Source organism: Tunturibacter psychrotolerans, from assembly GCF_040359615.1.
GTDB classification, from domain to species: domain Bacteria; phylum Acidobacteriota; class Terriglobia; order Terriglobales; family Acidobacteriaceae; genus Edaphobacter; species Edaphobacter psychrotolerans.
Genome location: NZ_CP132942.1, coordinates 2,491,693 through 2,517,326 on the forward strand (window position 1 = coordinate 2,491,693; position 25,634 = coordinate 2,517,326).

The 25,634-nt window shown below is 54.8% G+C and carries 22 protein-coding genes and 1 pseudogene; 12 read left to right on the top strand and 11 right to left on the bottom strand.

From position 1 onward, the window contains the following. Window positions 1-397: 397 nt before the first annotated feature. The 6 genes and pseudogenes from RBB77_RS10345 to RBB77_RS10370 all read right to left on the bottom strand — a co-directional run bounded on the left by RBB77_RS10345 (window position 398) and on the right by RBB77_RS10370 (window position 3,804). Window positions 398-940: a hypothetical protein gene (locus RBB77_RS10345; protein ID WP_353067094.1), complete on the bottom strand. Its 543-nt coding sequence runs from the start codon at window positions 938-940 to the stop codon at window positions 398-400. 124 nt (window positions 941-1,064) lie between these two features. Beyond that, on the bottom strand, window positions 1,065-1,190 hold the full coding sequence (locus RBB77_RS10350; RefSeq protein WP_353067611.1) for an amidase family protein: 126 nt from the start codon (window positions 1,188-1,190) through the stop codon (window positions 1,065-1,067). 163 nt (window positions 1,191-1,353) lie between these two features. Then, window positions 1,354-1,626: pseudogene (locus tag RBB77_RS10355) on the bottom strand (amidase family protein); the annotation flags it as partial. A gap of 454 nt (window positions 1,627-2,080) precedes the next feature. Next, window positions 2,081-2,839 (bottom strand): DUF899 domain-containing protein, encoded by a 759-nt coding sequence (locus RBB77_RS10360; protein WP_353067096.1) that lies wholly within the window; start codon window positions 2,837-2,839, stop codon window positions 2,081-2,083. Between the two features lie 141 nt (window positions 2,840-2,980). Next, entirely contained in the window at window positions 2,981-3,436 is a 456-nt protein-coding gene (locus RBB77_RS10365) for an SRPBCC family protein (protein WP_353067098.1), read from the bottom strand. Further along, on the bottom strand, window positions 3,436-3,804 hold the full coding sequence (locus RBB77_RS10370; protein ID WP_353067100.1) for an ArsR/SmtB family transcription factor: 369 nt from the start codon (window positions 3,802-3,804) through the stop codon (window positions 3,436-3,438). Before RBB77_RS10370 ends, RBB77_RS10365 begins: the two co-directional genes overlap by 1 nt. A gap of 158 nt (window positions 3,805-3,962) precedes the next feature. Here RBB77_RS10370 and RBB77_RS10375 point away from each other — a divergent pair, with 158 nt between their 5' ends. The 10 genes from RBB77_RS10375 to RBB77_RS10420 all read left to right on the top strand — a co-directional run bounded on the left by RBB77_RS10375 (window position 3,963) and on the right by RBB77_RS10420 (window position 16,464). Beyond that, window positions 3,963-4,820: an alpha-amylase family glycosyl hydrolase gene (locus RBB77_RS10375; RefSeq protein WP_353067102.1), complete on the top strand. Its 858-nt coding sequence runs from the start codon at window positions 3,963-3,965 to the stop codon at window positions 4,818-4,820. 11 nt (window positions 4,821-4,831) lie between these two features. Beyond that, entirely contained in the window at window positions 4,832-6,076 is a 1,245-nt protein-coding gene (locus tag RBB77_RS10380; protein WP_353067104.1) for an alpha-amylase family glycosyl hydrolase, read from the top strand. A 228-nt stretch (window positions 6,077-6,304) separates the two neighbouring features. Then, entirely contained in the window at window positions 6,305-7,027 is a 723-nt protein-coding gene (locus tag RBB77_RS10385; RefSeq protein ID WP_353067106.1) for an SDR family NAD(P)-dependent oxidoreductase, read from the top strand. Continuing rightward, window positions 7,021-7,509, top strand: a complete 489-nt coding sequence (locus RBB77_RS10390; protein ID WP_353067108.1) for a RidA family protein — start codon at window positions 7,021-7,023, stop codon at window positions 7,507-7,509. The genes RBB77_RS10385 and RBB77_RS10390 overlap by 7 nt, the downstream gene beginning before the upstream one ends. A 57-nt stretch (window positions 7,510-7,566) precedes the next feature. After that, on the top strand, window positions 7,567-8,697 hold the full coding sequence (locus tag RBB77_RS10395) for an NAD(P)H-dependent flavin oxidoreductase (RefSeq protein ID WP_353067110.1): 1,131 nt from the start codon (window positions 7,567-7,569) through the stop codon (window positions 8,695-8,697). 230 nt (window positions 8,698-8,927) lie between these two features. Then, the gene (locus tag RBB77_RS10400) at window positions 8,928-9,266 is read left to right on the top strand and encodes a PadR family transcriptional regulator (protein ID WP_353067112.1); all 339 of its coding nucleotides are present in this window, start codon (window positions 8,928-8,930) and stop codon (window positions 9,264-9,266) included. Between the two features lie 22 nt (window positions 9,267-9,288). Continuing rightward, window positions 9,289-11,928, top strand: coding sequence for an ABC transporter permease (locus RBB77_RS10405; protein WP_353067114.1), 2,640 nt, complete (start codon window positions 9,289-9,291; stop codon window positions 11,926-11,928). A 387-nt stretch (window positions 11,929-12,315) separates the two neighbouring features. Then, entirely contained in the window at window positions 12,316-13,893 is a 1,578-nt protein-coding gene (locus RBB77_RS10410; RefSeq protein WP_353067116.1) for a lipase maturation factor family protein, read from the top strand. A gap of 215 nt (window positions 13,894-14,108) precedes the next feature. Next, on the top strand, window positions 14,109-15,233 hold the full coding sequence (locus RBB77_RS10415; RefSeq protein WP_353067118.1) for an alkene reductase: 1,125 nt from the start codon (window positions 14,109-14,111) through the stop codon (window positions 15,231-15,233). Between the two features lie 130 nt (window positions 15,234-15,363). After that, window positions 15,364-16,464, top strand: coding sequence for a radical SAM protein (locus tag RBB77_RS10420; protein WP_353067120.1), 1,101 nt, complete (start codon window positions 15,364-15,366; stop codon window positions 16,462-16,464). Between the two features lie 59 nt (window positions 16,465-16,523). On the opposite strand, the gene RBB77_RS10425 is transcribed toward RBB77_RS10420, so the two are convergent. The 3 genes from RBB77_RS10425 to RBB77_RS10435 form a co-directional block, all read right to left on the bottom strand. After that, window positions 16,524-17,612, bottom strand: coding sequence for a YncE family protein (locus RBB77_RS10425; RefSeq protein WP_353067122.1), 1,089 nt, complete (start codon window positions 17,610-17,612; stop codon window positions 16,524-16,526). Between the two features lie 90 nt (window positions 17,613-17,702). Beyond that, complete coding sequence (locus RBB77_RS10430; protein ID WP_353067124.1) at window positions 17,703-19,646, bottom strand: alkaline phosphatase family protein; 1,944 nt, start codon at window positions 19,644-19,646, stop codon at window positions 17,703-17,705. Between the two features lie 231 nt (window positions 19,647-19,877). Then, window positions 19,878-21,593, bottom strand: a complete 1,716-nt coding sequence (locus RBB77_RS10435; protein WP_353067126.1) for a multicopper oxidase family protein — start codon at window positions 21,591-21,593, stop codon at window positions 19,878-19,880. 163 nt (window positions 21,594-21,756) lie between these two features. Between RBB77_RS10435 and RBB77_RS10440 the strand changes: the two genes are divergently transcribed. Continuing rightward, the gene (locus RBB77_RS10440; RefSeq protein WP_353067128.1) at window positions 21,757-22,560 is read left to right on the top strand and encodes a glycosyltransferase family 2 protein; all 804 of its coding nucleotides are present in this window, start codon (window positions 21,757-21,759) and stop codon (window positions 22,558-22,560) included. 27 nt (window positions 22,561-22,587) lie between these two features. On the opposite strand, the gene RBB77_RS10445 is transcribed toward RBB77_RS10440, so the two are convergent. Both RBB77_RS10445 and RBB77_RS10450 read right to left on the bottom strand, forming a co-directional pair. After that, on the bottom strand, window positions 22,588-23,907 hold the full coding sequence (locus RBB77_RS10445) for an ArnT family glycosyltransferase (RefSeq protein WP_353067130.1): 1,320 nt from the start codon (window positions 23,905-23,907) through the stop codon (window positions 22,588-22,590). 15 nt (window positions 23,908-23,922) lie between these two features. After that, window positions 23,923-24,564 (bottom strand): O-methyltransferase, encoded by a 642-nt coding sequence (locus RBB77_RS10450; RefSeq protein ID WP_353067132.1) that lies wholly within the window; start codon window positions 24,562-24,564, stop codon window positions 23,923-23,925. Window positions 24,565-24,794: 230 nt separating this feature from the next. Between RBB77_RS10450 and RBB77_RS10455 the strand changes: the two genes are divergently transcribed. Further along, entirely contained in the window at window positions 24,795-25,604 is an 810-nt protein-coding gene (locus RBB77_RS10455; RefSeq protein WP_353067134.1) for an MIP/aquaporin family protein, read from the top strand. Window positions 25,605-25,634: the final 30 nt, after the last annotated feature.

Here is a 25,634-nt window from a genome sequence, read left to right on the forward strand (position 1 = left end):
GTGCGGCAAAATGCCTCTGCCGGCTTCCAGCAGATCCTCAACGCGTTTCCTTTGCCCAGCGCAAACGGGACCGACTTTGGCGATGGACTGGCCACATTCATTGGAGGGTACTCAAACCCTCGCTCCATCGATAGCTCCGGTCTTCGCGTCGATCATACTTTCATGATCGTTTCAATATTCTTTGGCAGGGTTTACTGCGCGCCTTATACGCTGGGTGGACGTTATGCTGACAGCCCTCAATTCTCAAACCTGCCGATTCGAAGATTGTAGGAGTCACTCTTGGAGCGATCAATTTGTTCAGCCATCGCGTGAGTAACGAATGGTCGATATTTATTTCCCGTACCCACGTCCGTTACTTATCGATCCCGGTTTTCGGGGGATTCATCTTTTTCGCCTTTCATCGCCGTGTCGAGTGGGCGAACGGCTTTCCAGCGACAGAGTCTATATAGCGGAGTGTCTGCCATGGTTTTGCATGTTGCTGGAATCCGTAAGCATTCGAGATTGGTGTCGGTTCACTCCACTTTGCGCCAAAAAAGATAATGCGAATAGGTAGTTCGTGCACGAAGCTGGCGGGCACGGGAATTGATAGATACCCGGCAATCGCTGCGGCCTGAGATGGATTTCGAATGGCCGGATCGCCGAGCACAGGATCTATCACGAAGGCTGGACCCCACCGTAGGTGCGAGTAATGCATCCAGATGGTGCCTCCCCTATGCTGCATTGATGCCTTCGAACCGGACAAGCGCTTGGCTTTTGCCTGGGCATCGATATAAGCCTGGTCTGTATGTACCTGCTCCAGCAAATCCTGGATAAACCGTGGCATCTCGCGGGACGCATCACCTCGATTGAACGCAATCACGTCCGACAGACTTCTTACTTTCAGCCTCGGGTGATTGGAGAAATAGCTCTGAATCGCGTCCTTGAATTCGTACCTCAGCACCGTTTCCTCTTAAGCCCATTAGCATCGAGGAACGACGGTAATCTTCTGCGTGTCGGTCGGCATCGGTTGTTGGGATCGCGAGGATCACTCCCGGCAATCGCACTGAGCACTGTGGCAGCATCTGTCATGTTGCGTGCCCTAGGCCCGCTGTATCCTGGCTTGGGCTGAGCGGGACGAGACCCGCACGGATGACCAAGCCCAACGTCGGCTTGATGCCAACCATGCCGTTCATCGAGGCAGGACAGAGGATCGACCCGTCGGTCTACGTACCAATTGCCGCCACAGCAAAACCGGCAGCCACTGCCGGAGCAGAACCCGCGCAGCTACAAGGGCTCAGTTCCAATACTATGGATTGTGAGTCTGGCCGCCGCGTGCACTCCATCCGCTTATCCCGTTTGGCCACGAAAGTTGACCTATTCGCTTGGATTTGTCTTACCGAGGATCAATGCACCCGCAGTACGCAGGCGTGTGACAACCTCTGCATCATGGGGCGCAGGCTCGGTCAAAGCCAGCGAGCCTACGCTGGTAAGCATGCGATCACCAGTGTCGATCTTATCTTTCACCAAAATTGGAATGCCGTGCAGAGGGTCGTTCGTGGACTCGCCATCGAGCTTCGCGGCGATCGCCAGGGCGTCAGGGTTCAGTTCAAGCACCGAATGTATAGCAGGGCCTGCTGACCTAAAGCGTGGATGCGTTCTATGAACAACGTTGCGAGCTGCCGGGCAGTGAGTGACCCCTGCGCAAACTGCTGCTGCAGATTTTTGATGCCTCGTAGCAAGGCATCTCTGTAGCTAAGGGCTGTTGCCTGGAGACTCTTTGCCGCGAAAACAATGCGGAACAGCAGACACCATGTCAATGCGATGAAGTTTGTAAACTTGAGGTCGATCTGCATCCGTGGGTAGAGGGTGGAAAGTGCGACAGCATCGAAGGTAGATTCGTGGCAAAATCTTGCGTGCAGTCGTCTCGAATGTGGCCGCCCACAGTCGCCCCCTGCATGGTCCAGCAATTCATGGAGGGGTGAGAACACGGCGGCCATACGTGAGTGCGACTACTCCGGCTTCAGTCAGAGCAAGGCCGCACCCACGTCTATGTGTGCCTCGCGATCTGGGAACGACGAAGTCAACGTGAGCGTTTAGGCCACTATTTGTCTAGGTTCAGCTCCTCCAGTGCCTGGTCTAGCACCTTTGCCCACTTCGGATCGGGCGATGCAGCGTATTCGTCGTGCCAGTTCCACCACTTGTACGGCGGGGTCTGGGGGTAGCCCTCCGGCGAGTCCTCCCACTTCTCCTGGCGCCCTAGCGGCGTCGCGTCGAGATAGCTCCATGTGCTCCCCATAGCCTCGTCGCCACGGTTGTTGATGAAGTAGGTGCGGAATATGCGGTCGTTGTGGTGGAAGAACACGTTTGTGCCGTGCCACTCGTCCACGCCGAAGTCGGCGTCGAAGCTGTCGGTGATGGTGTACCACGGCATCGCCCAGCCCATCCTCTTCTTCAGCCGCGCGATGTCAGCCTGCGGTGCACGCGAAGCGTACACGAGCGTGGTGTCGCGGGCGTTCAGATGGGCGAGGTGGCCGACCTGGTCCGCTCCCAAAGAACAGCCGCGGCAGGCATGATCGGGCCAGCCGAAGACTCCGGGCTCGAAGAAGGCGCGATAGACAATTAGTTGACGGCGGCCGTCGAACAAATCGAGCAGGCTCTTTTTGCCCTTAGGTCCGTGGAATTCATATTCCTTCTCAACCGCCAGCCACGGCATACGCCGACGCTCGGCGGCCATCGAATCACGTGCGTGGGTCAATTCTTTTTCCTTGATGAGCAGTTTCTGACGCGCTGCCTCCCACTCCTGCAGCGACACGATCGGGGGTATCTTCATGTTTGGGCGAGTTTCCTTGTTCTTGTCCATGTCTCTCCTTCCTCTCGGTTCCTGTCGGTAGGCGTTGGTTTTTGCCGCGAAGGTTGTTCACGACTAACGCGGAGATGCCGCCAGTTGAGGAGGCTCCCGCTGCGATCCATGCCACGGTTGCGAGACACACCGGGCACATGGCTACCTGCGGTCCCGTTTTGTCTCTGAGGCCGTGCGAATTCGGACCATCAGATCTGTCCAGCCGACGTCGACTCCGCGGTCCGCTTCGCCAATCCACCCCATCGCTCGATGTATAAAACGGAGGCGGGTCAATCCGTTCTCTTCGGTGAGCCGATATTGGATGTTGGAGACTGCCGGGGTCGACATGAACAGCGGCCCAAATATCTCCAGAAGCGATGGCGGCTTGATCGCCTGTACAAGGCCCCAGAAGTGTCCCGTGTTGTCTCCCAGGTCGCGAAACCAGCGGCCGCCTGGCCACGCCTCGAGCTTCATCGGCATCGGCTTCTCCGGGGTCGAGTTCATAGGCCCCATCTGCTCCAGAATTGCCTCGAATACGATCTCGATTGGCGCCGCAATCTGCTCATCTTTCACAATCTCGAAGGCCTGAACAACCTGTTCCTGAATCGTTGCTGCCATTACTCCTCCTTTGCTCCGATGGTGTTTGAAATGATCCGCTCCAGAGCCTTTCGCTCCGCACGCTCCTTGATCTGGCCCAATTGGTGCATCCAGTACCGCTCAAACGTCTTTACCCAGTCGTGCACCGGCTTCAACTCGGCTGCATTTAATCGGTACATCCGATGTTGACCGCGCCTTATGACCGACACCACGCCAACCTTACGTAACACGCCGAGGTGCTTCGAAACGGTCGGCTGCGACATCCGCAATCGCACCACAACCTCATTCACCGCATACTCTTTGCCGTCTGCCAGCACCGCAATGACCTCGCGCCGGCGGGGCTCGGCGATTGCGTTAAAAACGTCTGTTGTTGTTGCTGCTCGTGCCATGTCGTTAACATATTCCTATATAAGAATATGTCAAGTGAATTTATTACAGTCATGTTGCCGTTGAACTAGTTTTTGGCAATCAGGACTGATGCGCCGGGAGCAGGTGGGCACCGTTGATCTTGAGGAGTAATATTTCTCGCGAACAGTCGGAGAAAACGATGCCGAATCTAGCAGCTGCGAACACGGGTAAGGTAGTACTACCCGGTCTGGCCGATCCTTTTGGCGCCCACTGCGTCGACGGAGGAGTGAACTTCAGCGTTTACTCACGCGATGCCATCGGAATGGAATTAGTGCTCTTTGATGACGCGGATTCCACTCCAACGCACATCATCCCGTTCAGTCAATCCGTAAACCGAACCTATCACTATTGGCACTTGTTCGTTCCGGGACTCCGGACTGGACAGACTTATGGTTACCGCGCTCGCGGCCCTGCTAATCCGGACAAGAGGATGCGATTCGACCCCGAGAAGGTGCTGCTCGACCCTTATGGCCGAGGAGTGGCAGTGCCGGCAAACTATAGCCGCGATGCTGCAGGCCGCGAGGGAGATAACGCTTCCACCGCCATGAAGAGTGTCGTCGTTGATGTGAGCGCCTATGATTGGGAGGGCGATGCGCCTCTGCGTCGGGCCGCCTCGCAAACAATTGTGTACGAGATGCATGTTGGTGGCTTCACCCGCCATGCAAGTTCTGGAGTTTCCAATCACAAGCGAGGGACATTCGCAGGTTTAATCGAGAAGATCCCCTATTTGAAACAACTGGGAGTCACGGCGGTGGAACTTCTTCCGGTGTTTCAGTTCGATAGCCTGGATTGCCCGCCAGGCCGCGTCAACTATTGGGGATATGCTCCGGTTTCATTCTTTTCAGTCCATCGTGGTTACAGTTCCCGTTGCGACCCGGTCGGTCCGGAGGATGAATTCCGTGACATGGTCAAGGCATTGCACCGCGCGGGAATCGAGATCATCCTAGATGTGGTCTATAACCACACCGCCGAGGGCGGTCAGACGGGCCGACCTTGAGTTTTCGTGGGTTGGCTAATGATGCGTATTACATCCTTGAAGGGGACGGTTCAGACTACGCTAACTACAGCGGCACAGGAAATACGCTTAATGCCAATCATCCAGTTACGCGGCGAATGATTGTCGATAGTCTGCGTTACTGGGTGAAGGAGATGCATATCGATGGTTTTCGTTTCGACCTTGCATCGATTCTGGCGCGGGACTCCGCTGGCCGGGTATTGCCCAATCCACCGGTGCTGTGGGACATCGAGTCGGACCCGGCACTTGCGGGGACCAAGATGATCGCTGAAGCCTGGGACGCGGCGGGGCTTTATCAGGTGGGCAGTTTCGTTGGTGACAGCTGGCGAGAATGGAACGGCAAGTTCCGCGACGATGTGCGGGCATTCGTCCGCGGGGACGAGCGTACTGTCAAAGCCCTTGCAGACGGCCTGCTTGGAAGCCCCGACCTTTACAGCCATAAACGTCGCGAGGCCGAACAGAGCGTCCATTTCGCCACTTGCCACGATGGCTTCACACTGAACGATCTTGTCTCCTATAACGGGAAACACAACGAAGCGAATGGCGAAGACAACCGAGACGGCGGGAACGACAATCGCAGTTGGAATTGTGGTGTTGAAGGTCCAACCGATGACCGCGCGATCGAGAGCCTTCGCAACAGGCAGGTGAAATTTTTTTTCACTCTGACTCTAATGGCTATTGGGCTGCCGATGATTTTGATGGGCGATGAAGTTCGCCGCTCGCAACAAGGCAACAACAACTCCTACTGCCACGACAATGAAACCAATTGGCTGGATTGGACGCTGTCGGAAAAACACGCGGATGTCCACCGTTTCGTGAGTCTTCTGAACGCGAGGCGTGCAACGCGCAATCTTGACCCAAATGGTACTTTGACTCTTGCCGAACTGCTGCAAAGCGCACAACGGGAGTGGCATGGTACGCGGCTTCACCAGCCAGACTGGAGTGATTGCTCGCACAGTCTGGCATTGTCTGCGGAACTAACATATCAGGGACTCATCATTCACTGGATTCTGAACGCCTACTGGGAGCCGCTCGATTTTGAGCTGCCTCGCCTGGACGGTGGAGGCGAACGCCCGTGGCGACGGTGGATAGATACGACGCTTGATTCCCCGGAAGATATCGTGGACTGGCGGGCAGCGGCAGGAGTTCCTAGTTTTACCTACCGCGCGGGACCCCGGTCGGTGGTCATGCTGTATGCCGACTTGAAGGAGCCTGGGGTTCTGGGGGAAGGCGTTTGAGGTCTGTCAACGCGAGTTAACAGATTCGAAGGATGTGTGTTTCATAGTGGTTCCTCGTAGCGTGCTGGAATCGACTTTAAGAGGCCCTAAGATTTTCACATCAAGTGCAATCTTTTAAGAATCTTAGTAGAAGTTCAAAGAATCAGCTCTTGTGTAACGTTTGACATGATGCGTTAGCGGTTACAGCCGAATTCGTTGAGGCATCGGCAGAAACAAGAGGAGGTAACTGTGGGAAAAAACAAGACAGTCATCGTAACAGGTGCATCGCAAGGTATCGGAGCAGCGGTTGTACAGGCTTTTCTGGACCGCGATTACAACGTAGTTGCAACTTCGCGTAGCGTCTCCAAGGGCAGCACTAAGCCGTCACCGAACCTCGCACTCGTCGATGGAGACGTCGGCCAGGGCGCGACGGCAGAGAACGTTGCAAAGACTGCGATAGACAAATTCGGCTCGATCGACCATGTTGTCAACAATGCAGGGATCTTCTCAGCAAAGCCTTTCACGGATTTCACCATCGAGGATTTTCGCGGTCTCGTTTCCACTAACCTGGAAGGGTTCATCTTCATCACTCAAGCCGCAGTCAGGCAGATGCTGTCGCAGGGCACCGGTGGCAGCGTGACAAGCATCACGTCTTCGTTGGTTAAGAACCCCATTTCGGGCGTTTCGGCCTCGATCCCGATGATTACGAAGGGCGGACTTGAGGCGATTACTCTAAGTCTCGCGAGCGAGTACGCGAAGAACAATATCCGCTTCAACGCTGTCGCACCTGGTGTCGTCGACACCCCACTTCATAATAAGAGTCCGAAGGATTTTATGAAGTCTCTTTCCCCTATGGGAACAGTGTCTGACTCGAGGGACATTGCAGAAGCTGTTGTATATCTCGCGGAAGCTCGTCACGTCACTGGGGAGGTGCTGCACGTGGACGGCGGTGCGCACGCAGGCAAATGGTAAGCAATAAAGGTTCGCAGCCGGGCAGTGCAGAACGCCGGTTGCAGGACCTTGGTATTCAACTCCCAGCCACGCCGACGCCGTTAGGCAGTTACGTCGAGACGGTGCAGACCGGCAATCTGCTGTTCTTTAGCGGAATGCTCCCGATCGTCAATCACAAGCCGAAGTTCGTTGGCCGACTTGGGAAAGAACTCGACGCCGAGGCCGGACGGGAAGCCGTCTATATTGCGGCACTGAATGTGCTTGCCGCGGCCAAGGAGCATTTGGGCTCACTCGACAGGGTGACTCACGTCATTCGGCTCGGTGTCTTCATAGCGACCTCAGGAGACTTCTTTGACCAGCCCAGAGTCGCAGACGCTGCGTCGGATCTGTTTCGAGACGTTTTTGGTATCGAGAAGACATCAGTCCGTCAGGTAATCGGGATCGCCAGCCTCCCCCTCGGTGTGCCAGTAGAGCTCGATGTCATCTTCGAAGTCGCAGAGTAGCAAATTTTAGGCAGAGGCCAACGGGTCTATGCCTAAAGGTCGCTTTCAGAGGCAGTTATGAAACAGCAGTCCACTAACTCGTCACCGCAATGGAACATGACTCGTATTTCTTCAACCTTGGGTATCGAATACCCAATCATTCAGGGACCTCTTGGTGGTTTGTCGACGCAGCGATTGACAGCAACGGTCTCAAACTTTGGCGGCCTGGGGTCCTTCGGGGCGCATGGCCTGAACCCTTCAGCAATTAGAGATGTGATCGCTGAAATTCGTATGCTCACCTCCAAACCGTTCGCGATCAACTTGTGGGTCTCGATGGAAGATGAGGGTGCACGCACTTCCGGCAACGAGGCATTTGCGCGAAGCCTGGCATCTCTCGCTGGGCACATCCAAGCTTTGGGAGGGACGCTCCCGACTTTCACACGTTATGTCCCAATCAAGTTTGAGGACCAGGTGCGGGTCTTGCTCGATGCAAAGGTTCCCGTCTTTAGCTTCATCTACGGAGTCCCCCCGAAGGAGATTCTCGACGAGTGTCGTGCGCAGGGAATCGTTACGATTGGAACTGCGACGACACCGGACGAAGCCGTGGTTCTTGAGCAGGCAGGAGTCGATGTCGTCGCCGCTTCAGGTTTTGAATCGGGCGGTCACCGTGGCTCCTTCCTGCGCCCCTCCGAAGAATCACTCACCGGAACGTTCTCGCTCGTACCTCAGGTTGTAGACTCAGTTTCAGTTCCGGTTGTTGCCGCCGGAGGTATCGCCGATGCTCGCGGAGTTGTCGCAGCATTTGCTCTTGGCGCTGAGGGCGTACAGATAGGGACAGCTTTTTTGGCGTGCGAAGAGTCCGGTGCGAGTCCGCTTCATCGCAACGCGCTCCTCAGGGGAAACGCTCGCAGAACAGGATTGACCAGGGGGTTCACTGGAAGGCTGGCCAGGGGAATACATAACCAGTTGCTTGAAGAGCTCAATCGTCCAGGAATTGAGATTCTCCCCTATCCCTTGCAGCGGATTCTGATGAAGAACCTGACCGTCGTCGCCGAAAAAGCTGTGAAGCCGGAGTTCCTTCAGCTTTGGGCCGGGCAGAGTGCCAACCTTTCTCGGCAGAGCGACGCAAAGACGTTGCTACAGACATTGATATCGGGGGTTTTTGCCGTTACGGAATCGGTGCATAACAACTTCAAGCGGAACAGGTGATTGCCTTGTGGCTGAAGGAACTCATTCGAACAAATATTGGCATATTCAGCGCTGGGCGTCGCTGCATAACCCAAGTGGCAGGCATGGTTACAGATGACGCAACTAAAACTCCTGGTGCTCCGCGGTAAACGCGATCTCTTGCTCAATCGAGGCTGATTCCCATCTCTTCCCATAGAGCGTCGAGTGGTGTACTCTTTGTACCCATAGACACTCGAGTGGAGAGATTGCCGATGGATCGAATGAAGAAATCAGATGGTGAGATGCTTCAGGGAACGTTGGACATGATGATCCTCAGGGCGCTCGTGATGGGGCCAGCCCATGGCCACACCATCGCGCATGTTATCGAACACACGTCAGAGGACGTGCTTCAGGTAGAACAGGGATCACTGTACCCTGCACTTCACCGCTTGGAAGATCGCGGGTGGCTCGAGTCTTATTGGGGCGCAAGCGAAAACAACCGTAAAGCAAAGTTCTATCGGCTTACTTCAGCGGGAAAGAAGCAGCTGGTGTTGGAAACGAATCGCTGGCGACAGATGGCACGTGCAATCGGGCTCGTGATGGGGGAATAGTGGTCACACGAAGGGAGGTCGCATGAGCTTACGTAGATTTTTCAGAAGACGACGTAACGACGCAGAGGTAAGTATCGAGATGGAGAGCTATCTTTCCTTGGAGTCCGATGAAAACCTCGTTCGTGGGATGAGCAAAGAAGAAGCACGACGGCAGGCCTACCTGAAGTTCGGCTCGCCGGAGCGTATACGCGAGGAAGTTTGGAAGAGGAACAGCATCGCACCGCTTGAAAATGCACTTCGCGATATTCGATATGCATGGCGAACGCTACGTCGCAGCCCAGGATACGCATTTATGGCGATTCTGACGCTCGGGCTGGGTATCGGCGCGAATGCCGCCATCTTCACTGTCATCAATGGAATACTACTGCGCCCGCTGCCGTATGCGAATCCGACGCAGATCGTACATCTGGAACAAACCGCGTCGCGCGTTGGAGCAGATCCGATTGGATTCTCCGTGCAGGAGATCGCGGACTATCGCCAGCTGAACCATGTATTCACCGATCTGGCCGAATATCATTCAATGACTTTTACGTTGCTCGGATCAAAGGTTCCGGAGCGTGTCAGTACCGGGGTGGTTTCTGCGAACTTCTTTGATGTTCTGGGCGTGAAGCCCGTCCTGGGGCGGCTAATCACACCGGCAGACGAGACTCAGAAGGCTGAGCCGGTTTTAGTGCTCAGCTATGCATATTGGGTAAAGAATTTTGGCCGGGATCCGAAGATACTGGGCCGAACGTTCGTGATGAACGATCGCGTCCACACGGTAGTGGGGGTGCTGCCTCCGCTTCCGGAGTATCCAGACGCAAATGATGTATATATGCCAACAACGTCATGTCCCTTTCGCTCCAACCCGAAGATGATCGCTGACAGGGATATGCGGATGTTCACGGTCTTTGCCCGGATGAAAGCGGACGTGACAGAAGCGCAAGCACGGAGGGATTTGGCCACGATCACAAATCGGCTCGCGCTTATCTATCCGAAATCGTATCCAGCCGCTGCCGGAGTTTCAGCGCAGATCGCGGGGTTGGAGCACGAACTGACCCACGCGGCGAGGCCTACTTTTCTGACACTGCTTGGTGCTGCTGGCCTGGTGTTGTTGCTGGCGTGTGCGAACTTGGCGAATCTCGCCATTTCGCGGCAAATGCGCCGATCTCAGGAGATGGCGATCCGCATGGCTACAGGCGCGAGCGCCTGGGACATCTTTCGTCAACTTTTGACCGAGAGCATGGTTGTCGCTCTTGCGGGCGGTGTACTAGGACTTGGCATTGCGGCGGTTGGATCGAAGCTGCTGATTGATTACGCCGCACGAATGACACCGCTATCGGGAGAAATACACCTTGATGGTCGAGTGCTGTTCTTTGTGGCCGCTCTTTCCATCGTTGCTGGAGTGCTGTTTGGAGCGCTTCCGGGGTTTGTGGCGAGCCGTAACCGTTTGAGTGTCCTGACTGGCTCCGGGGAAAGATCAGTCGGAAGTGGCCAAGTGACGCAGGCCCGCATGGTGCTTGTTGCAGTGCAGGTAGCTCTCTCATTCGTTTTATTGGTGTGTGCAGGGTTGATGCTCCAGAGTTTGCATAAACTGCTGTCTGTTGATCCGGGATTTAAGACTGCGAATGTGCTCTCCATGCGGATCAGTTTGGATTGGACCAAATATGCGAAACGCGCAGAGCTCAATCAATTTTTCCATCAGGTGTTGGGTCGCGTATCGGGGCTGCCTGGAGTCGAGAGTGCTGCAGTCAGTGTGATGGTTCCTCTAAACGGTAACGTGGGGACCATGACCGGCGGAATACTCTTAGAGGGACGGCCCGTGGACCCCGGCGAAATGATGCCGCAAGTGGACTTTGAACTCGCTAGTCCCGACTATTTTCACGTGCTCGGTGTGCCCATCCTCGCAGGGCGCGCCTTTACGGACGGGGATAATCAAAACTCTCCGGCAGTGGGCATCGTGAACGCACGTATGGCGAAACGTTTCTGGCCCACGCAAGATCCAATTGGCCGTCATGTGTCCATAGACAATGGCAAGACATGGATCACTATTGTCGGCGTGGCAAGCAGCGTCCATCAATATGGGCTTGACAAAGATTTGAGGGAAGGAATTTATCTACCGCAGGATCAATCTCCTTCTCTCACAGACGCCCATCTGTTGGTACGCACACGTGTCGAACCGATGCGCGCTGCAAACCAAATTGCCGATGTCATTCACCAGATCGACCCACACCAACCCGTAACAGAGATGCGGTCGTTGGATCAGTTGCGAAGCGCGCAGTTGGGAACGCCCCGAGTCACAACGATTCTGCTGGGCCTATTCGCGGCCTTGGCATTGTTCATCACCGTCGTGGGGGTAAGTGGAACACTTGCACTCGCGGTCGCTCATAGAACGAAAGAGATAGGAATACGAATCGCCCTTGGCGCTCCGAAGGAGGAGATCCTGCACAGTGTGCTGATGCGTGGCATGTCCCCAGTAATTGCAGGAATCGCCGCGGGGGCAGTAGCGGCAATATTTTCAACGAGATTTCTGGCCAACATGTTGTTTACGATTAAGCCGGACGATCCGCTGACGCTCGGGGGTATCGCGATTCTTCTCGCCGTCGTTGCGCTGATCGGCTGCGCGATCCCGGCTCGCAACGCAATTCGAGTCGACCCGATGAAAGCGTTGCGCACAGAATAAAGGCTGTCGAGGGACACGTCTGTGCGACTGTTTCGCCTCCCGTGACTCACTTGCTCTCTTGCTTAAACTACCGCGCCATCGACGTGCATACCTCTTGTGCCATAATGCAAGCTTGATCCGTGGGATAAGCCGGTAGCGGCAAATGCAAAGCGGCGCTGACGATAGTGCTTGTTGGTATAGTTGAGGATTCCGGAACTGTTTGTACGATGGATCATGTGACCCCGAAGAATGATGACAGTTCCACTTCATCGGGCTATTGTTTCTTCGAATGGCCGCGGTAGATATTCTTCTTCATGAAATAACTCACGCGTTGTCGTAGAGACACGCTGGATCACTGTCGCAGCCCTCACAGATAGCATTTTAAGCCTTGCAGAAAAAGGACCTGTGATGCAGGCAACCAAAAGATCCTTCCACTACCTTTTCGACTCATCTCAGGGATCAACAGATCACTTCATCGCGCGTTGGCTCTTTCTCCGCTCCCTTGGACTGGTCTATTTTTCCGCATTTTTTTCGCTTGTTTATCAGGTGCGCGGCCTCATCGGAGCGCGAGGAATTCTTCCCGCCGCGGAATACATGCAGGCCGCACAGGGTCTCGGAGCTTTGCGTTTCTGGTACGTGCCAACTGTCCTATGGTTCTCCAGCAGCAACCACATGATTGTGGCTCTTTGTTGGACTGGTCTCGCTGCATCCCTGGCCCTTGTGGCCAATCTCTGGCCACGCGCCATGCTCGTGATCTGCTTCTGTTGCTTTTTGTCATTCGTCAGCGTCGCACAGGAGTTTTCAGGCTACCAATCAGACGGCATGTTGCTTGAGGCCGGAGTCCTGTCAATCTTCCTCGCCCCTTCTGGTATTTTCCCCGGGTGGGGAAGGGAACGGCCAGTGATGCGAGCGGCGATGTTTCTATTGTTGTGGGAATGGTTTCGCATCTATTTTCAGTCAGGCGTTATCAAGTTGGAGAGCGGAGATCCCACGTGGCGAAATCTGACGGCGACGTATGAGTACTATCAGAACGGGCCTCTGCCTACATGGATCGGCTGGTATCTTCAACACCTGCCGCATTGGTTCCATATCGCCACAGCCGCACTGACGCTTGCGATGGAACTCGCCCTCGTTTGGTTAGCAGTACTTCCACGCCGATGGAAGACTTTTTGCTTCTTCATCGTGACCTTTTGGCAAATTGGAGTCATCGCGACAGCGAACTATGCCTTTCTGAAATATCTCGTCCTCGCCCTCGCATTCTTTCTTTTGGATGACACATTTTTGTGTAGGCGGAATAGTTTAAGTCACGACGGTCTGAACGCTCCTGCTTCGAGAATCGATAACGCCGCCCATTCAAATGATGAGAATGAGACTTCTGCAAGAACACGTCCGCTGTCCCTCTTCCGCACTGCGATCGCTGCAGTCGTACTTGTCTGGATCTTCTACGCGACCTTAGTTCCTCTTGTGCATATGTTCTGGCGCGGTGCTCCGCTTCCTCTGAAACTCGTAGTTGCACTTGAACCTTTCCGCGTTGCGAACCAATATGGACTATTTGCTGTTATGACCCCACATCGCTACGAGATTGAATTTCAGGGATCCAACGACGGTAAGCAATGGGAGGCTTATCCCTTTCGCTATAAGCCGCAGGACTTGTCCGAACGGCCTCGTGTCTACGCACCTTATCAGCCACGTTTCGATTGGAACCTCTGGTTCGCCTCACTCTGCTTATGGCAACAGAATCTTATTGTTCCACGAACTGAAGAGTTGCTTCTTGAAAACGACCGCGATGCGCTCGAACTTTTCGCCGGTAATCCATTTTGGAATGCACCGCCTCATTTTGTTCGCGCGGTGTTGTGGCAATACTGGTTCAGCACGCCGGAACAGAAGGATACCGAAGGTGTATGGTGGCGGCGTCAGTTCCTTGGCGCCTATGCTCCGACTCTCGCGCGATTACCTGATGGCCATATCCAAGTTATCACTGACTAAATCGAATGACGTCTGCTGAAAACAAGGTCTTCCAATTCCTTGTATTCGGTGCCAAGGAAGCTTGAATCAAGCTCTTTGCAAAGCTTTTGCATCGTTTTATTATTATGAACCATCTAGTTCATTAACAAGTGATTGTTCCGTTGCCCACTCCGAGTGGACGCAATATCGGAGTTGGTGCGAGCGGGACACACCATCATATTGTTTTCGAGGATTCTATGAGCACCCCCCAAAAATCTAAGTTGTTTACTCCTATTCAGATTGGCCCTTTCACTCTGTCGCATCGTGTTGTGATGGCTCCCCTCACCCGCCTACGCTCTGAACAACCTGGTGACATTCCGGGCGACCTGATGGCGAAGATGTATGGGCAACGGGCCTCGGGGCGAGGGCTTATCATCGCTGAAGCGACTACAGTGTCGGTCCTCGGTCGCGGCTATCTTGGTGCGCCTGGCATCTATTCGGATGCACAGGTCGTTGGGTGGAAGAAGGTTACAGAAGCAGTCCACCGAAAGGGCGGACTAATATTTCTTCAGCTCTGGCACGTTGGGCGTCAGTCGCATACTGACATGACCAACGGAGCTGCACCTGTGGCGCCGTCAGTTGTTCCGTTCGAGCAGATTGTTGTGACAGGTGACGGATCGGTACCGGTCTCTCCGCACCGCGCTCTCAAAATTGAAGAGATCCCGGGCATCATCGAAGAATTTCGCAGAGGTGCCGAACGGGCGAAGGCAGCGGGCTTTGACGGCGTCGAAATTCATGGAGCAAATGGTTATCTGCTTGACCAGTTTCTTCAGGATGGTAGCAACAAACGTACCGACGCCTATGGAGGGTCGGTAGATAATCGAGCTCGGCTGCTACTTGAGGTCACAGAAGCAGTTGTGTCTGTGTGGGGGGCAGGCCGTGTCGGCGTTCGTATAGCGCCGAGCGGAACATGGGCTTCCATGTCGGATAGCAACCCAGAGGTCACCTTCGGTTATGTGGCTGAACAACTGAACCGCTTGGATCTGGCGTATCTGCATGTTGTCGAGCCGCGGATCGTAGGCGCAGAAGCTCCTGTGGAGGGTCAACCTCCAGTCGCAGCCGCGCAGTTGCGCAAAATCTTCAAAGGAACAATCCTTGCTGCAGGAGGGTTTGAACCTGAGGGAGCTGCGGATATTGTCGGCAAGGGTGACGCTGATCTGGTCGCATTCGGTCGTCACTTCGCCGCCAACCCGGACTTGCCCAAACGCATCGAGCTCGGACTTCCGCTCAACCCTTATGATCGCAACACCTTCTGGGGCGGAGATCATCGCGGTTATAGTGACTATCCGTTCTACGAGGAACTCGAAAACACGGCTGCTTGATGGATGCGCGAAGCATCTGGAAATCGATTTCGCAGTTGGCTGAAGTGGTTTATTCCCAGTTGATCGACATAATGGCCGATCTTCGGGATGGCGAGTGGTCTGGAGGAGTCTGGCGCACTACACTAGAGGGATGATCCAGACTCCTGCGTCCATCCGGGGGACGTTTTCCGAAATCGCCGCTAAGGTCGTCGAAGGGACGCGCATTGGTCAGGACGACGCGCGTTGGCTTTGGCTCAATGCATCCGACAGCGAGTTGTCCTCGCTTGCTGCAAGTGTGCGCGGGAGGTTTCATGCCCCTGGTTCTTGCACGTATATGGTGATGCGGATCATCAACTATACGAACGTTTGCGTTGCGCAGTGCGATTATTGTGCTTTTTACAAGCTGCCCAGCCAGGACGGAGGGTATGTGCTAAGTCAGGATGCTGTATTCGCAAAACTGGACGAGTTGCTGACGCTAGGCGGGGATTTGGCGGCGTTCAACGGGGGGTTCAATCCGCATCTGCCTCTAAGTTATTACTGCGATTTGTTCACCGCGATCCGTGCTCGATATGGTGACGCGTTGGAGTTCTACGCGTTGACGATTGCTGAGTTCATGTACCTTGCCGACCACGCTAAGCTGAGCTATGCCCAGGCCGCGGAGCGGTTGAAGGATGCTGGGGTGAGATGGATTACCGGAGGTGGTTCGGAGATTCTGACCGAGGATTTTCGTGTGCGGCACTCAAAGTTCAAGTACACAGTCGCACAATACTTCGAAGCACAGCGGGCGATCGTTGACGCGGGTCTGAAGACGACAGCAACGATGGTGATTGGGTTTGACGAGAGCCTGGAGGAGAGGCTTGAGCACCTCGAACGCACCCGTCAGTTTCAGGATGAAACCGGCGGACTGGCGAGTTTTCTCTGTTGGACGTTCAAACCCTACTTCACGCAGATTGGTGGTATCGAAATTACAACTGCGGAATACCTGCGCCATCTTGCCCTTTGTCGGATCTACCTCGACAATATCCCGCGGATTCGGACCTCAGTGCTTACTCAAAATCAACAGGCGCTCGAAGGATTGAACTACGGAGCAGATGACTTTGATCTGCCGATCGAAGATGAGGTGACTCAGAAGGCTGGTGCGACGATCAGCCTAGACTTCGATCGGATATTGGGCTATGCGCGAGAACTCGGATACTCGCCTGCGTATCGGCATGTGTCGTTGGGGAGGCCACCGTGGAACATTGGGCCTTAGCTAATTAAGGATTCTAGAGAGTACGCCGTAACCTCGATGGCTGAGGTACGGCTCCTCAATTAGCGTCCCACAATGATGACTGAGAAAGTGCCGGGGATCGGAGTTGGACGGTACTGTAACTCCTCAGAGACTGCGCTGGTATTCTGTCCGAATTTCGAAGTTACTAGATAGGCCTTTACGTACTTCGGGTCGACGGCCATCGTCCGAGCGCCGGGCTGAGTTTTCACCTGTTGGACTCGGGAGTATTTGAGAGCTGAGTCGCGACGAAAGATGGAGAGTTCTCCAGTGGCGTCGGCAACGAAGAGCAGATTGTGCTGCACGTCGAAGTCGATGTCGCCAGCATTTAGCGGAGCATCTCCGAGGACGACAACCTCACCTGTGTCTGTGCTGACGCTCACCAGTTTGTGGTCCTCGCAGGCGGTAAAGAGTTGATGGCGGCCAGTGTCGACGGCAAGTCCACTAGGTCCAGTGCAGGGCGTCAATTGCCAAGTAGCAGAGACTTTCTTGGCGGCAACGTCAATGCGCGCAATCTCGCCGCTGGCAGGGAGCGTCACGAAAACAGAGCCGGTTCCATCAGAGATTGCTGAACCGGGGCGTCCGGCAAGTGGAACGGTGGCTGTGACCTGATTATTCGCACTATCGATGATGGTCGCGCTATGGCTGTGTGAGTTGAAGGCGACGACCGACTTTGAAGTGGGGTCGAAGACGATGGCATTGGGAACCGCGCCTGTCGGCACAGATGCGACCACTTTGAAGTTGGTGCGGTCAAAGACGCGGACATAACCGGCTGATCCGTCCGTGGGATCGGTGACATAGCCGTACTTGCCGGAGTCGTCCAACGTGAGCTCGCGATTGTTTTTCATTCCTTCGACTTCGCCGAGAAGTTTGCCGCTATCCGTATCGACGACCATCACGCGATCGGTTCGTGGGATATACAGACGATGAGCAGGGGTGTCGAGCACGAGAAAACCCCATCCGCCTTTGCCACCTAGATTCCATTGGTCTTGAACATGAAATTGCGGTAGCACTTTTGGGCTGGCGGCATGGACCACTGGTGCGGAGTAGATATCGAAACTAAGCGCGAGAAGGAGGGCGGAAGAGAGAATCTTTGAGTTAAGTTTCTGCATGTTCTGGAAAAAATTGATCATTATATTTATCCGAGAGTCGTTCGCTGAAAAATAACTTCGACGGCCAGCGTGGCTGACCGTCGAAGGGTTGAAACCAGCCAAAACTGATTGTTATTTGGAAGAGAAATGGAAGTCATCCGTTAGATCGCCGATTGCTGGGCTGTTCGTCGGAACGTAGGGGTTGTTGGCCTTCTGGATCGGGTTCGGCAGGTTGTCGCGGCTGCGGCCAGTGATCGTCGGCAGGCCCCAGTTCTTTTCGATGTACTTCATCAGCGACACGTGATCACCATACTCGTGGGAGACGATGCCGCCCGTGGAGTACTTCGAGACCACAATCAGAGGAATGCGGGTACCGTCGCCGAAGAAGTCAACCGGCTGGATGTAACCCGAGTCATAGTAGCCGCCGCCCTCATCCCAGGTGACGAAGATGGCAGTATCGGCCCAGAGTGCTGGGTTGGCTTTGACTCCATCGATGATCTTCTTGGTGAAGCCCTCAAAGAGGTCGAGTTTGGAAGACGCGGGGTGACCATCGTTGAAGCCGCTGGGCTTGACGATGGAGACTGCCGGTAGGTTACCCGTGTCAATATCCTCATAGAGCTCAGACGTGTCCGCAATATAAGTCTGGCGAGCCGCCTGAGTTCCCATGAACTGGGTCTGATATTGGAACGGGTTGCAGATGTTGCAGTATTCATCGAACGAGTTCGACTCGGTGGGATCGGTTACATATAGATCCCAGTTCTCGCCGAAGTATTTGAAGGGAACATTGTGAGCGACGAGGTCGTCACCGATGCTCTTCTGGCTGGTGGGAGGAATGGTGAAGGGTGAGTACTGCGACGCGAGCGTGCCGTCGCCGTTGTATCCAGGGTTGTAGTTATTGACCAGATAGTAGCTTCCTGCGGCGCAGTTCGCTTTGACTGGACGCGAAAGGGACTGGAGGTAGTTGGTCACAGCCGGAACGCCAGGCTGGCTGATGTCGGCGCAGTTCACGTAGCTGCCACCGCTGTAGCCGTCCTGATCCCACCAATTGTTGGTCCCGGGCTGTGGGTTTGGATTCTCAACCTCGTTTTTCGGTGGAACCGCGGCTGCGCCTTTACCGTTGGTGTAAAAGATGGAGTCGCCGAAGCCGAACATGATGTGGTTCGCACCCGTTCCGCCCATGACGGACTGGTGGAAGTTGTCGCTAATCGTGTAGTCATCTGCAAGCTGTTTGAAGTAGGGAGCGTCACCTTGCGCCACGTTGTAGAAGGCCATAGAAGTCGAACCTTCTTCAGTGGTGGTGTCGTTGAAGTTCTTGGGCTGTGCAGCGCCGTTGCCGCCGGTTCCGATAGTTGTCTCAACCCAGGGGAAGAGGTCATTCAAGCATCCACTGGGGTTGTCCTGAGTCGCGTAGTCAACGTTGCAGTCAGTCTGCTGCCACATCTGGAAGAAGCGGTGCACAGGGCTGTTGGTATAGGCATCGTAAGGCATCTTGGGACCGGTGAGCTGGTAGACGCCCTCACGCAGGGAGGTTGCATCGGCAATGCGGGTGTCGACCTGACCACCTGTAATGCCGGTGGCACCAGTTACGAGGTACTTGTTATAGGCCGGCGCAAGACCTGTGTCGGCAAGCTCCGCAACCTTAAGAGTGGTGAAGGGCGCGCTCGTTGCGCTGGTCGTTTTCGGACCGCCAGCCAAGGAAGGGGGAAGCGTGCTGTAGATGCTCTTTTCCTGGGGGCTGTTAGAGAACTTACCATTGTCGGCGGTGGTGCTATCAACGGCCGAGAACTGTGCAGAAAGGGAATAGTTGGGGCCCGGTTTGCCGTTGGCATTGACGATGCCTTTGGAGAGGAGGTTCGAGACGGTCTGGCCCGCCTTCGGCTTGTAGGTCGCATAGACGTGATCGAACGTGCGGTTCTCACCGATGATGATGATGACGTGTTTAATGGGGGTCTTTGTTTCGGGGACGGCAGTTTGGGCGTAGGCGGATTGTGGCAGTCCCGCAAACACTTGCAGCGCAATCAACATCATGGCGCCGCACTTCAAAGTCCCGTTAGGGGCGTTGACAGTACGTTTCAAAGTGATACCTCCAGAAAACTGAGGATGCGGTTTGGAGCCGCTGGGGAGTACAACCTCAGTGGGATAACCGTAGAGGCAGGGGTGGTGATAACGTGTCACGCGCAAATGAAATGACCAATAATTACGCTTACGTTACTGGCTGAATTTCGTCGCCAGCAAATTTCTTTTGGATGTAATGACTTGTTGGTGTCAATTCACACTTCGGCGTTGTAGATTATTGGTGCGTACGAGCTAGACCACGACTTTGTAGGGTCTCATCATCTCGTTGTCTTCGTGCTCGAGTATGTGACAGTGCCAGACGTAGAGAAGTTCGTCGCCGGGCGACATCTGCGCTCCGTGGGGAAGGTCAAAGCGCATAACAACACGAGTGACGTAACCAGGGTAAGACTTGATGGTGTCCTTATGCGCGGGGCGCTCATTGCTTTCGGGAGCCATTGGCTTGCCCGTGAAAACTAGCTTGCCGGTCTGCTGGTAGGTTTGCACGTCAAAGGTCTGGCGATTCAAAACCTGGAACCTAACAAGATGGACGTGTAGTGGATGAACGTCACCAGTGATGTTGACGAAGGACCAGATCTCGGTAGCACCCGCCTTCGGATCTTCGGTGATGGGCTCGTGCCAGCGTGCGTTCCCGAGAAGGCCCGTAATCACATAGCCGTCGGACGGTCGCTCTTTTTCTGAGACCAGGAGAAGACGCTCACGGGTCGCGTAGGTAGGGACAAGCGGCTCAAAGGGAACGAGAGCTTCAGGTACGACGCTTGTATCTTTGCCGGAGGGAGTCTTGGTCACTTTGAAGAGCAAGACGTCTTCTGGAAGATATTGACCGCCCATCGTATAGGGTGCAGGGGCATCGTTAACCAACGAGAAGGATTTACCTTCGCAATCGGCGAAGTCGATGACGATATCAAACCGTTCCCCCGGTCCAATGAGTAGGTAGCGAATTTGTAGAGGGGCCGGGAGGAGACCGCCGTCAGTGCCGATCTGCTGAAAGGCCGGAACATCGAAGGAGTCGTTCTGTATCTTGCCGGTTGCATCGGAGATGAAAAGTCGAAGGTGGTAAAAGCGCGCATTTGCGGCGTTGACAATCCGGAATCGATATTTACGCGGCTCAACCTCCAGAAACGGTGAGACTTTTCCGTTGACGCAGTTATAGTCGCCGTAGAACTCCTGAATCCAGATGGGGTGTTCTTTGGGTCCATTGACGACCTTGGGGTAATAGAGCGAGCCGTCACGATGGAACAAGCGATCCTGCAGCATCAGGGGAATCTCGAACTCGCCTTGTGGCAGATTGAGCGCCTTCTCTGCTTCGTCACGAATGAGATAGAAGCCGGCCAGACCTGCATAGACGTTCAATCGGGTGATGCCAAGGCAATGGTCGTGATACCAAAGCGTTGTGGAAGGTTGGCAATTGGGATAAGACGACGGCCGTGGATTGAACTTTGGACCATGAGGACCGTGTTCGCCCTGCGCAGTGAACCAGGCTTCCGGGTAACCATCGTCGTCGGGCATCGCACAGGCTCCGTGGAGGTGCGCAACGTTGCGGACCGCAGGCAGAGACGACTCGGCGCCGTGGATGGAATGATCGATGGGAAGCAAATGCGTAGTGGGTAACTTGCTAACCCAGTTAATACTGAGAGGCTGGCCGCTCCGAGCTTCGATGGTAGGACCAGGCCACGAACCGTTATATCCCCAGAGGGTCGTCGGAGGGAGGTCTCGATGCACCTTCTGTTGAAACTGGCCCATTTCAATATCAATGGTTTCGCGCGGTTTTCCCGTCGCGCGGATAACGGGCGGGACGGGAAGAGAATCGACATACGGCTTGAGTCTGACTCCGCTGCGAACCTGCGCGGGCGATGCCATAGCCTGTTGCATCGCCGGTACCGTTTTGCTGAGAGTGAGGCCAGCAGCGGTAGTGAGGCCACGCTGAAGAAGGCGACGTCTGCTTAGCATCGTTTACAGCCGGAACGGGATGGGATCTCAGGCAGGGGAGGGTTCATTAAGTATTCAATTTGGATATTAGCGATCTGACAACTCAGGAAAAACACTAGTCTGATCTTGTTACGACACGATGAAGAGGTCGGATTAGGCATTAGGACAAATAGAATGAAGAGGCATGCCGAGGACGACACTTTCCGTAGCCATCATCACGCTCAATGAAGAGGCGAATCTCTCGCGGACCCTGGCCAGTGTGCGGTTTGCGGATGAACTGGTTGTGGTCGATTCAGGCTCTACGGACCGTACGTTGGAGATTGCGAAGTCGTTCGGCGCAAAAGTTTTCGCAGAGCCGTGGAAAGGGTTTGCAAGGCAGAAGAACTCTGCTATCGAAAAATGCGTCGGCACCTGGGTTCTTTCCCTGGACGCGGATGAAGAGTTAACGGCCGAGCTTCAGAGAGAGATTAGCCTTATGCTTGAAGCCGATGCTACGAACGTGCCCCCAATAGATGGCTATCGGCTTCGGCTGAGGCATGTCTTTCTCGGACGCTGGATGCGGCACGGAGGTTACTACCCAGATCTGAAGCTGCGCTTGTTTCGCCACCTGACTTCTTCTGGCACTGCTTGCTTTACTGATCGACCGGTGCACGAATCGGTTCAGGTCGCGGGAAGGGTGGAGACATTGAAAAATGACTTCCTCCATCACGGCTATCCTGACCTGAATATTTATCTGGAGCATATGAACCGATACAGCAGCCTCGGTGGTCAAATCGCCGCCGCCAAAGGGAAAGCTAGTCGTTCGTGGCCGGCTTTCTGCTGGAACATCCTTCTGGTTCCGATTCTGACATTTGTCTGGAACTTTATCTTTCGTCTCGGATTTCTGGATGGACGTGAAGGGCTGTTGCTCCACCTTTATCATTCGGCCTACATCAGCTGGAAATATGCGAAGGCATGGCAGCGTGGGAGCCGCGCCGTCAGAATGTAATCCCTCTTCGCGATCTTAACGTGGAACTCAAGTTACAGGGCTGGAGCGTGTAGCAGATTGAAAGAGATAGACCGCTAGGATGGTCATCAGGGGCTCGAGCGGATGGCGAAAGCGGGCCTGAACAGTAACAAAGTAATAAGTAAGTGGGAGAAGCACGAAGGCCCAGGCAAAGAGGTTGGCACCTGGGATCCTTTGCTTTAGCGCAAGCGCAAGTCCGAGAAGTGCAGCGAAACTCACGAAGCTGTAGTTGAGAACACGGAAAGCTTCGTTCAGGACCCCTTTTTCGACCGGCTTGGGGACGCTGACCCAGTAGAAGTAGAAGCGCTTCAGGGCAAGCTCGAAGAAACGCAGTTTGTGAGTACGGATGTGTTCGCGCGCAAGCTCGCCTTCACGCCGGACGTAGGCATACTCGCCCATACTCTTGTATTCGAGATAATCGGGGCAAACATCGCAGACAGGCACCCGAGTACCAACGGTGAATCCGTTATAGGAGTCAAGCACGGAGTCGTGCAGCTCCGCGCCCAGGTTTCCGCGAATCGGAATGAACGCGTGAAAGACCTTCTCATTTCGCACCATCCACGGGATGAGGCAGGCGAGGAAAATAATTGCGGCAAGGATTGATTTGCCGATGGCAGGACTGAGTGCACCCTTTTCCTTTGCAACCCCCAGCAACATCCAGACGCCACAGACTGGAAGAAAGAGAAGAATCGTCGAGTTGAGTAAAGCAATCATGCCCCAGAACAGCCCAAAGAGCGACCACCGAAGAAGAGTCTGAGGATTAGCCCCCGGATGGTCTTCCCCGATGCTTCGCACACGCAGGGCAAGAACAATGACAGCCGAGAACAGAAACGCCGTAAGGGCCATGTCCCAAACCCAGTGAACCGCATATTGCATCGCCGCAGGATAGAGAGCCCAGAGCCACGCCGACCAAATGGCGATCTTATGTGCTCGACCGCTAGTCTGAAAACATCTGGCAGCGATCTCATAAATCAGAAGGGAAGTCGCAGCAGAGAAGATGCTGTTGATACTAAGGATCACCCAAGCTGACTTCGCCGTGTAGACACCGAACACCTTGAAGACGCCAGCAAGCAACAGCGGATACAGGGGCGGTACCCACGCGGTCGGTCCGGAGTGACCCGTGAAGGGGTCCGCGTAGCCGAAGCCAGTCACCAGCGCGCGCGCGATGCGTCCCATCTCCCAGCCGAACTGCAGGTGATCTTCCGAGACGCGAATGCGATAAGTGTGGGCCAACGTAATATAAGCGACGCGAATCAGCGACCCGATCCAGAAGATAGACCACGGCGCGCGAAAGGAAGAATTTTTCTCCTGGTCATGAAAACCTGTCATTCGTTATTCCTGCGCTTAGCTGCGGCCGGCGCGAGGCTGGGCAACGACAAGCCCTCGGGGTGTAGGCAGAAAAACGACCGAGAGAAGGCCCTCCGACTCCATCGATTTCGCCGCGTCACGGACGACCTTGTGGTGCGAACTGGCGTCATGCATCAGGATGAGGCCGTCCGGGTTGATCTGAGGAAGGAAGCGTTTGACCTCTTGTTCGCGAATCGGCATATCGGAGTCGGAGAAAAAAAGATCAATGCGGCCATTGACCTTCATCTCGAGGCTGGACTCATTGCGGAGCTCAACCCACGGCCTGAGCGGAGACGCTTCGAGACGTTCTTTTGCGCGCGCATAGACGACCGGGTCGAACTCGCAGCTGATAACCTTGCCGAAGCCGTTGCGCTCGAGACCCCTCGCGATCCATTCGGTGGAAACTCCGAGAAAAGAGCCAGTTTCAACGACCAGGCGCGGCTTAATGGTTGTCACAAGCGTCGCAAGGAATTCAAGAACCTCGAGTTCGGCAGTCATCGAATCGATCATGCTCCAATGCTCGGGATGGGGGCATTCTGGAGTGGCGCGGTGCGATTCAGGTTGAAGTGTACCGGCGGCGCGATCATGCTGGAGCATGACCTTATGTTCCTGTTTTAGTTTCTTACTGAATAATCCCATGCAAAACTCCTAATCTTCCATTATGAGGGATATCGATGGACCGCGGAGTCCGCGCCAGATATGGCGGGGAATTCCACCTGATCTGCGAAATATATCGCTCGTCTGACGAAACGCTCCACGAAATGAAAAAAATGTAGATAATGGCGAACGAGTGAACTGCTGTAGTCCCGATCGCGTTGGCCCTCGAACGAGCAAGTCAAACCGAACGGCAACCGGGAGAAAAGAGCTGCATGAGCAAGACGTTTGTGGGGCAACTGATATCAGAAGCAATGGCGATGTTTATTGTCATTGCGTTCGGCGACTCGGTCGCGGCAATGTACACGCTCTATAGCCCGAGCCCCTACCAGCAGGCGTATTGGGGAGTCTGCATCGCGTGGGGATTGGCCGTCACGATATCGATCTACACAACCGCGTCGGTGAGTGGCTGCCACGGCAATCCGGCGGTTACACTCGCGCTCGCGGTATATCGTGGATTCTCCTGGCGCAAGGTGCTTCCATATTGTCTCGCGCAAATTACCGGAGCCTTTCTCGGCGCAGGCGTTGTGTATACGCTGTTCGCCCCCGTAATCGACAACTTCAACTTGACCAACCATCTCACCCGAGCCGCCGGTGGCGCTGCGGGGGTCTTTTTCACACACCCCGGCCTCGCAGTTACGCCGATGCATGCCTTTGGCGACGAGATCATTCTCACCGCATTCCTGATCTTCGGTATCTTCGCGATCACCGAACAGTACAACGAGATGGCCCCGGGCGCCAACTTCGGAGCATTGATGATCGGCTTCCTGGTCGCTCTCATTGGCGCATCGATGGGCTATCTGGAGGCATGGGCTCTGAATCCCGCGCGCGACTTTGGACCCAGGCTGTTCTGCTTTCTTGCTGGCTGGGGTCCCGCAGCGCTGCCTTCGCCACAGAGCTACTGGTGGATACCTATTGTCGCACCGCTGTTAGGCGCAATCGTTGGGGGCGGAGCCTATCAAACTCTTATCCGGCCCTTCTTGCCGGCCCGAGAAAAAGCCCTGCTCGAAGCAGCGAAGGCGTAGTGTTCGACGCAAATAAATCATCTTTCAAGT

Excerpts from the sequence above, each read along its gene's own strand:
- RBB77_RS10425 (WP_353067122.1), bottom strand. The coding sequence starts at position 17,612 with ATGATCAATTTTTTCCAGAACATGCAGAAACTTAACTCAAAGATTCTC.
- RBB77_RS10455 (WP_353067134.1), top strand. The coding sequence starts at position 24,795 with ATGAGCAAGACGTTTGTGGGGCAACTGATATCAGAAGCAATGGCGATG.
- RBB77_RS10375 (WP_353067102.1), top strand. The coding sequence starts at position 3,963 with ATGCCGAATCTAGCAGCTGCGAACACGGGTAAGGTAGTACTACCCGGT.
- RBB77_RS10370 (WP_353067100.1), bottom strand. The coding sequence starts at position 3,804 with ATGGCACGAGCAGCAACAACAACAGACGTTTTTAACGCAATCGCCGAG.
- RBB77_RS10365 (WP_353067098.1), bottom strand. The coding sequence starts at position 3,436 with ATGGCAGCAACGATTCAGGAACAGGTTGTTCAGGCCTTCGAGATTGTG.
- RBB77_RS10390 (WP_353067108.1), top strand. The coding sequence starts at position 7,021 with ATGGTAAGCAATAAAGGTTCGCAGCCGGGCAGTGCAGAACGCCGGTTG.
- RBB77_RS10360 (WP_353067096.1), bottom strand. The coding sequence starts at position 2,839 with ATGGACAAGAACAAGGAAACTCGCCCAAACATGAAGATACCCCCGATC.
- RBB77_RS10435 (WP_353067126.1), bottom strand. The coding sequence starts at position 21,593 with ATGCTAAGCAGACGTCGCCTTCTTCAGCGTGGCCTCACTACCGCTGCT.
- RBB77_RS10415 (WP_353067118.1), top strand. The coding sequence starts at position 14,109 with ATGAGCACCCCCCAAAAATCTAAGTTGTTTACTCCTATTCAGATTGGC.
- RBB77_RS10420 (WP_353067120.1), top strand. The coding sequence starts at position 15,364 with ATGATCCAGACTCCTGCGTCCATCCGGGGGACGTTTTCCGAAATCGCC.
- RBB77_RS10400 (WP_353067112.1), top strand. The coding sequence starts at position 8,928 with ATGGATCGAATGAAGAAATCAGATGGTGAGATGCTTCAGGGAACGTTG.
- RBB77_RS10405 (WP_353067114.1), top strand. The coding sequence starts at position 9,289 with ATGAGCTTACGTAGATTTTTCAGAAGACGACGTAACGACGCAGAGGTA.
- RBB77_RS10450 (WP_353067132.1), bottom strand. The coding sequence starts at position 24,564 with ATGGGATTATTCAGTAAGAAACTAAAACAGGAACATAAGGTCATGCTC.
- RBB77_RS10445 (WP_353067130.1), bottom strand. The coding sequence starts at position 23,907 with ATGACAGGTTTTCATGACCAGGAGAAAAATTCTTCCTTTCGCGCGCCG.
- RBB77_RS10395 (WP_353067110.1), top strand. The coding sequence starts at position 7,567 with ATGAAACAGCAGTCCACTAACTCGTCACCGCAATGGAACATGACTCGT.
- RBB77_RS10440 (WP_353067128.1), top strand. The coding sequence starts at position 21,757 with ATGCCGAGGACGACACTTTCCGTAGCCATCATCACGCTCAATGAAGAG.
- RBB77_RS10410 (WP_353067116.1), top strand. The coding sequence starts at position 12,316 with ATGCAGGCAACCAAAAGATCCTTCCACTACCTTTTCGACTCATCTCAG.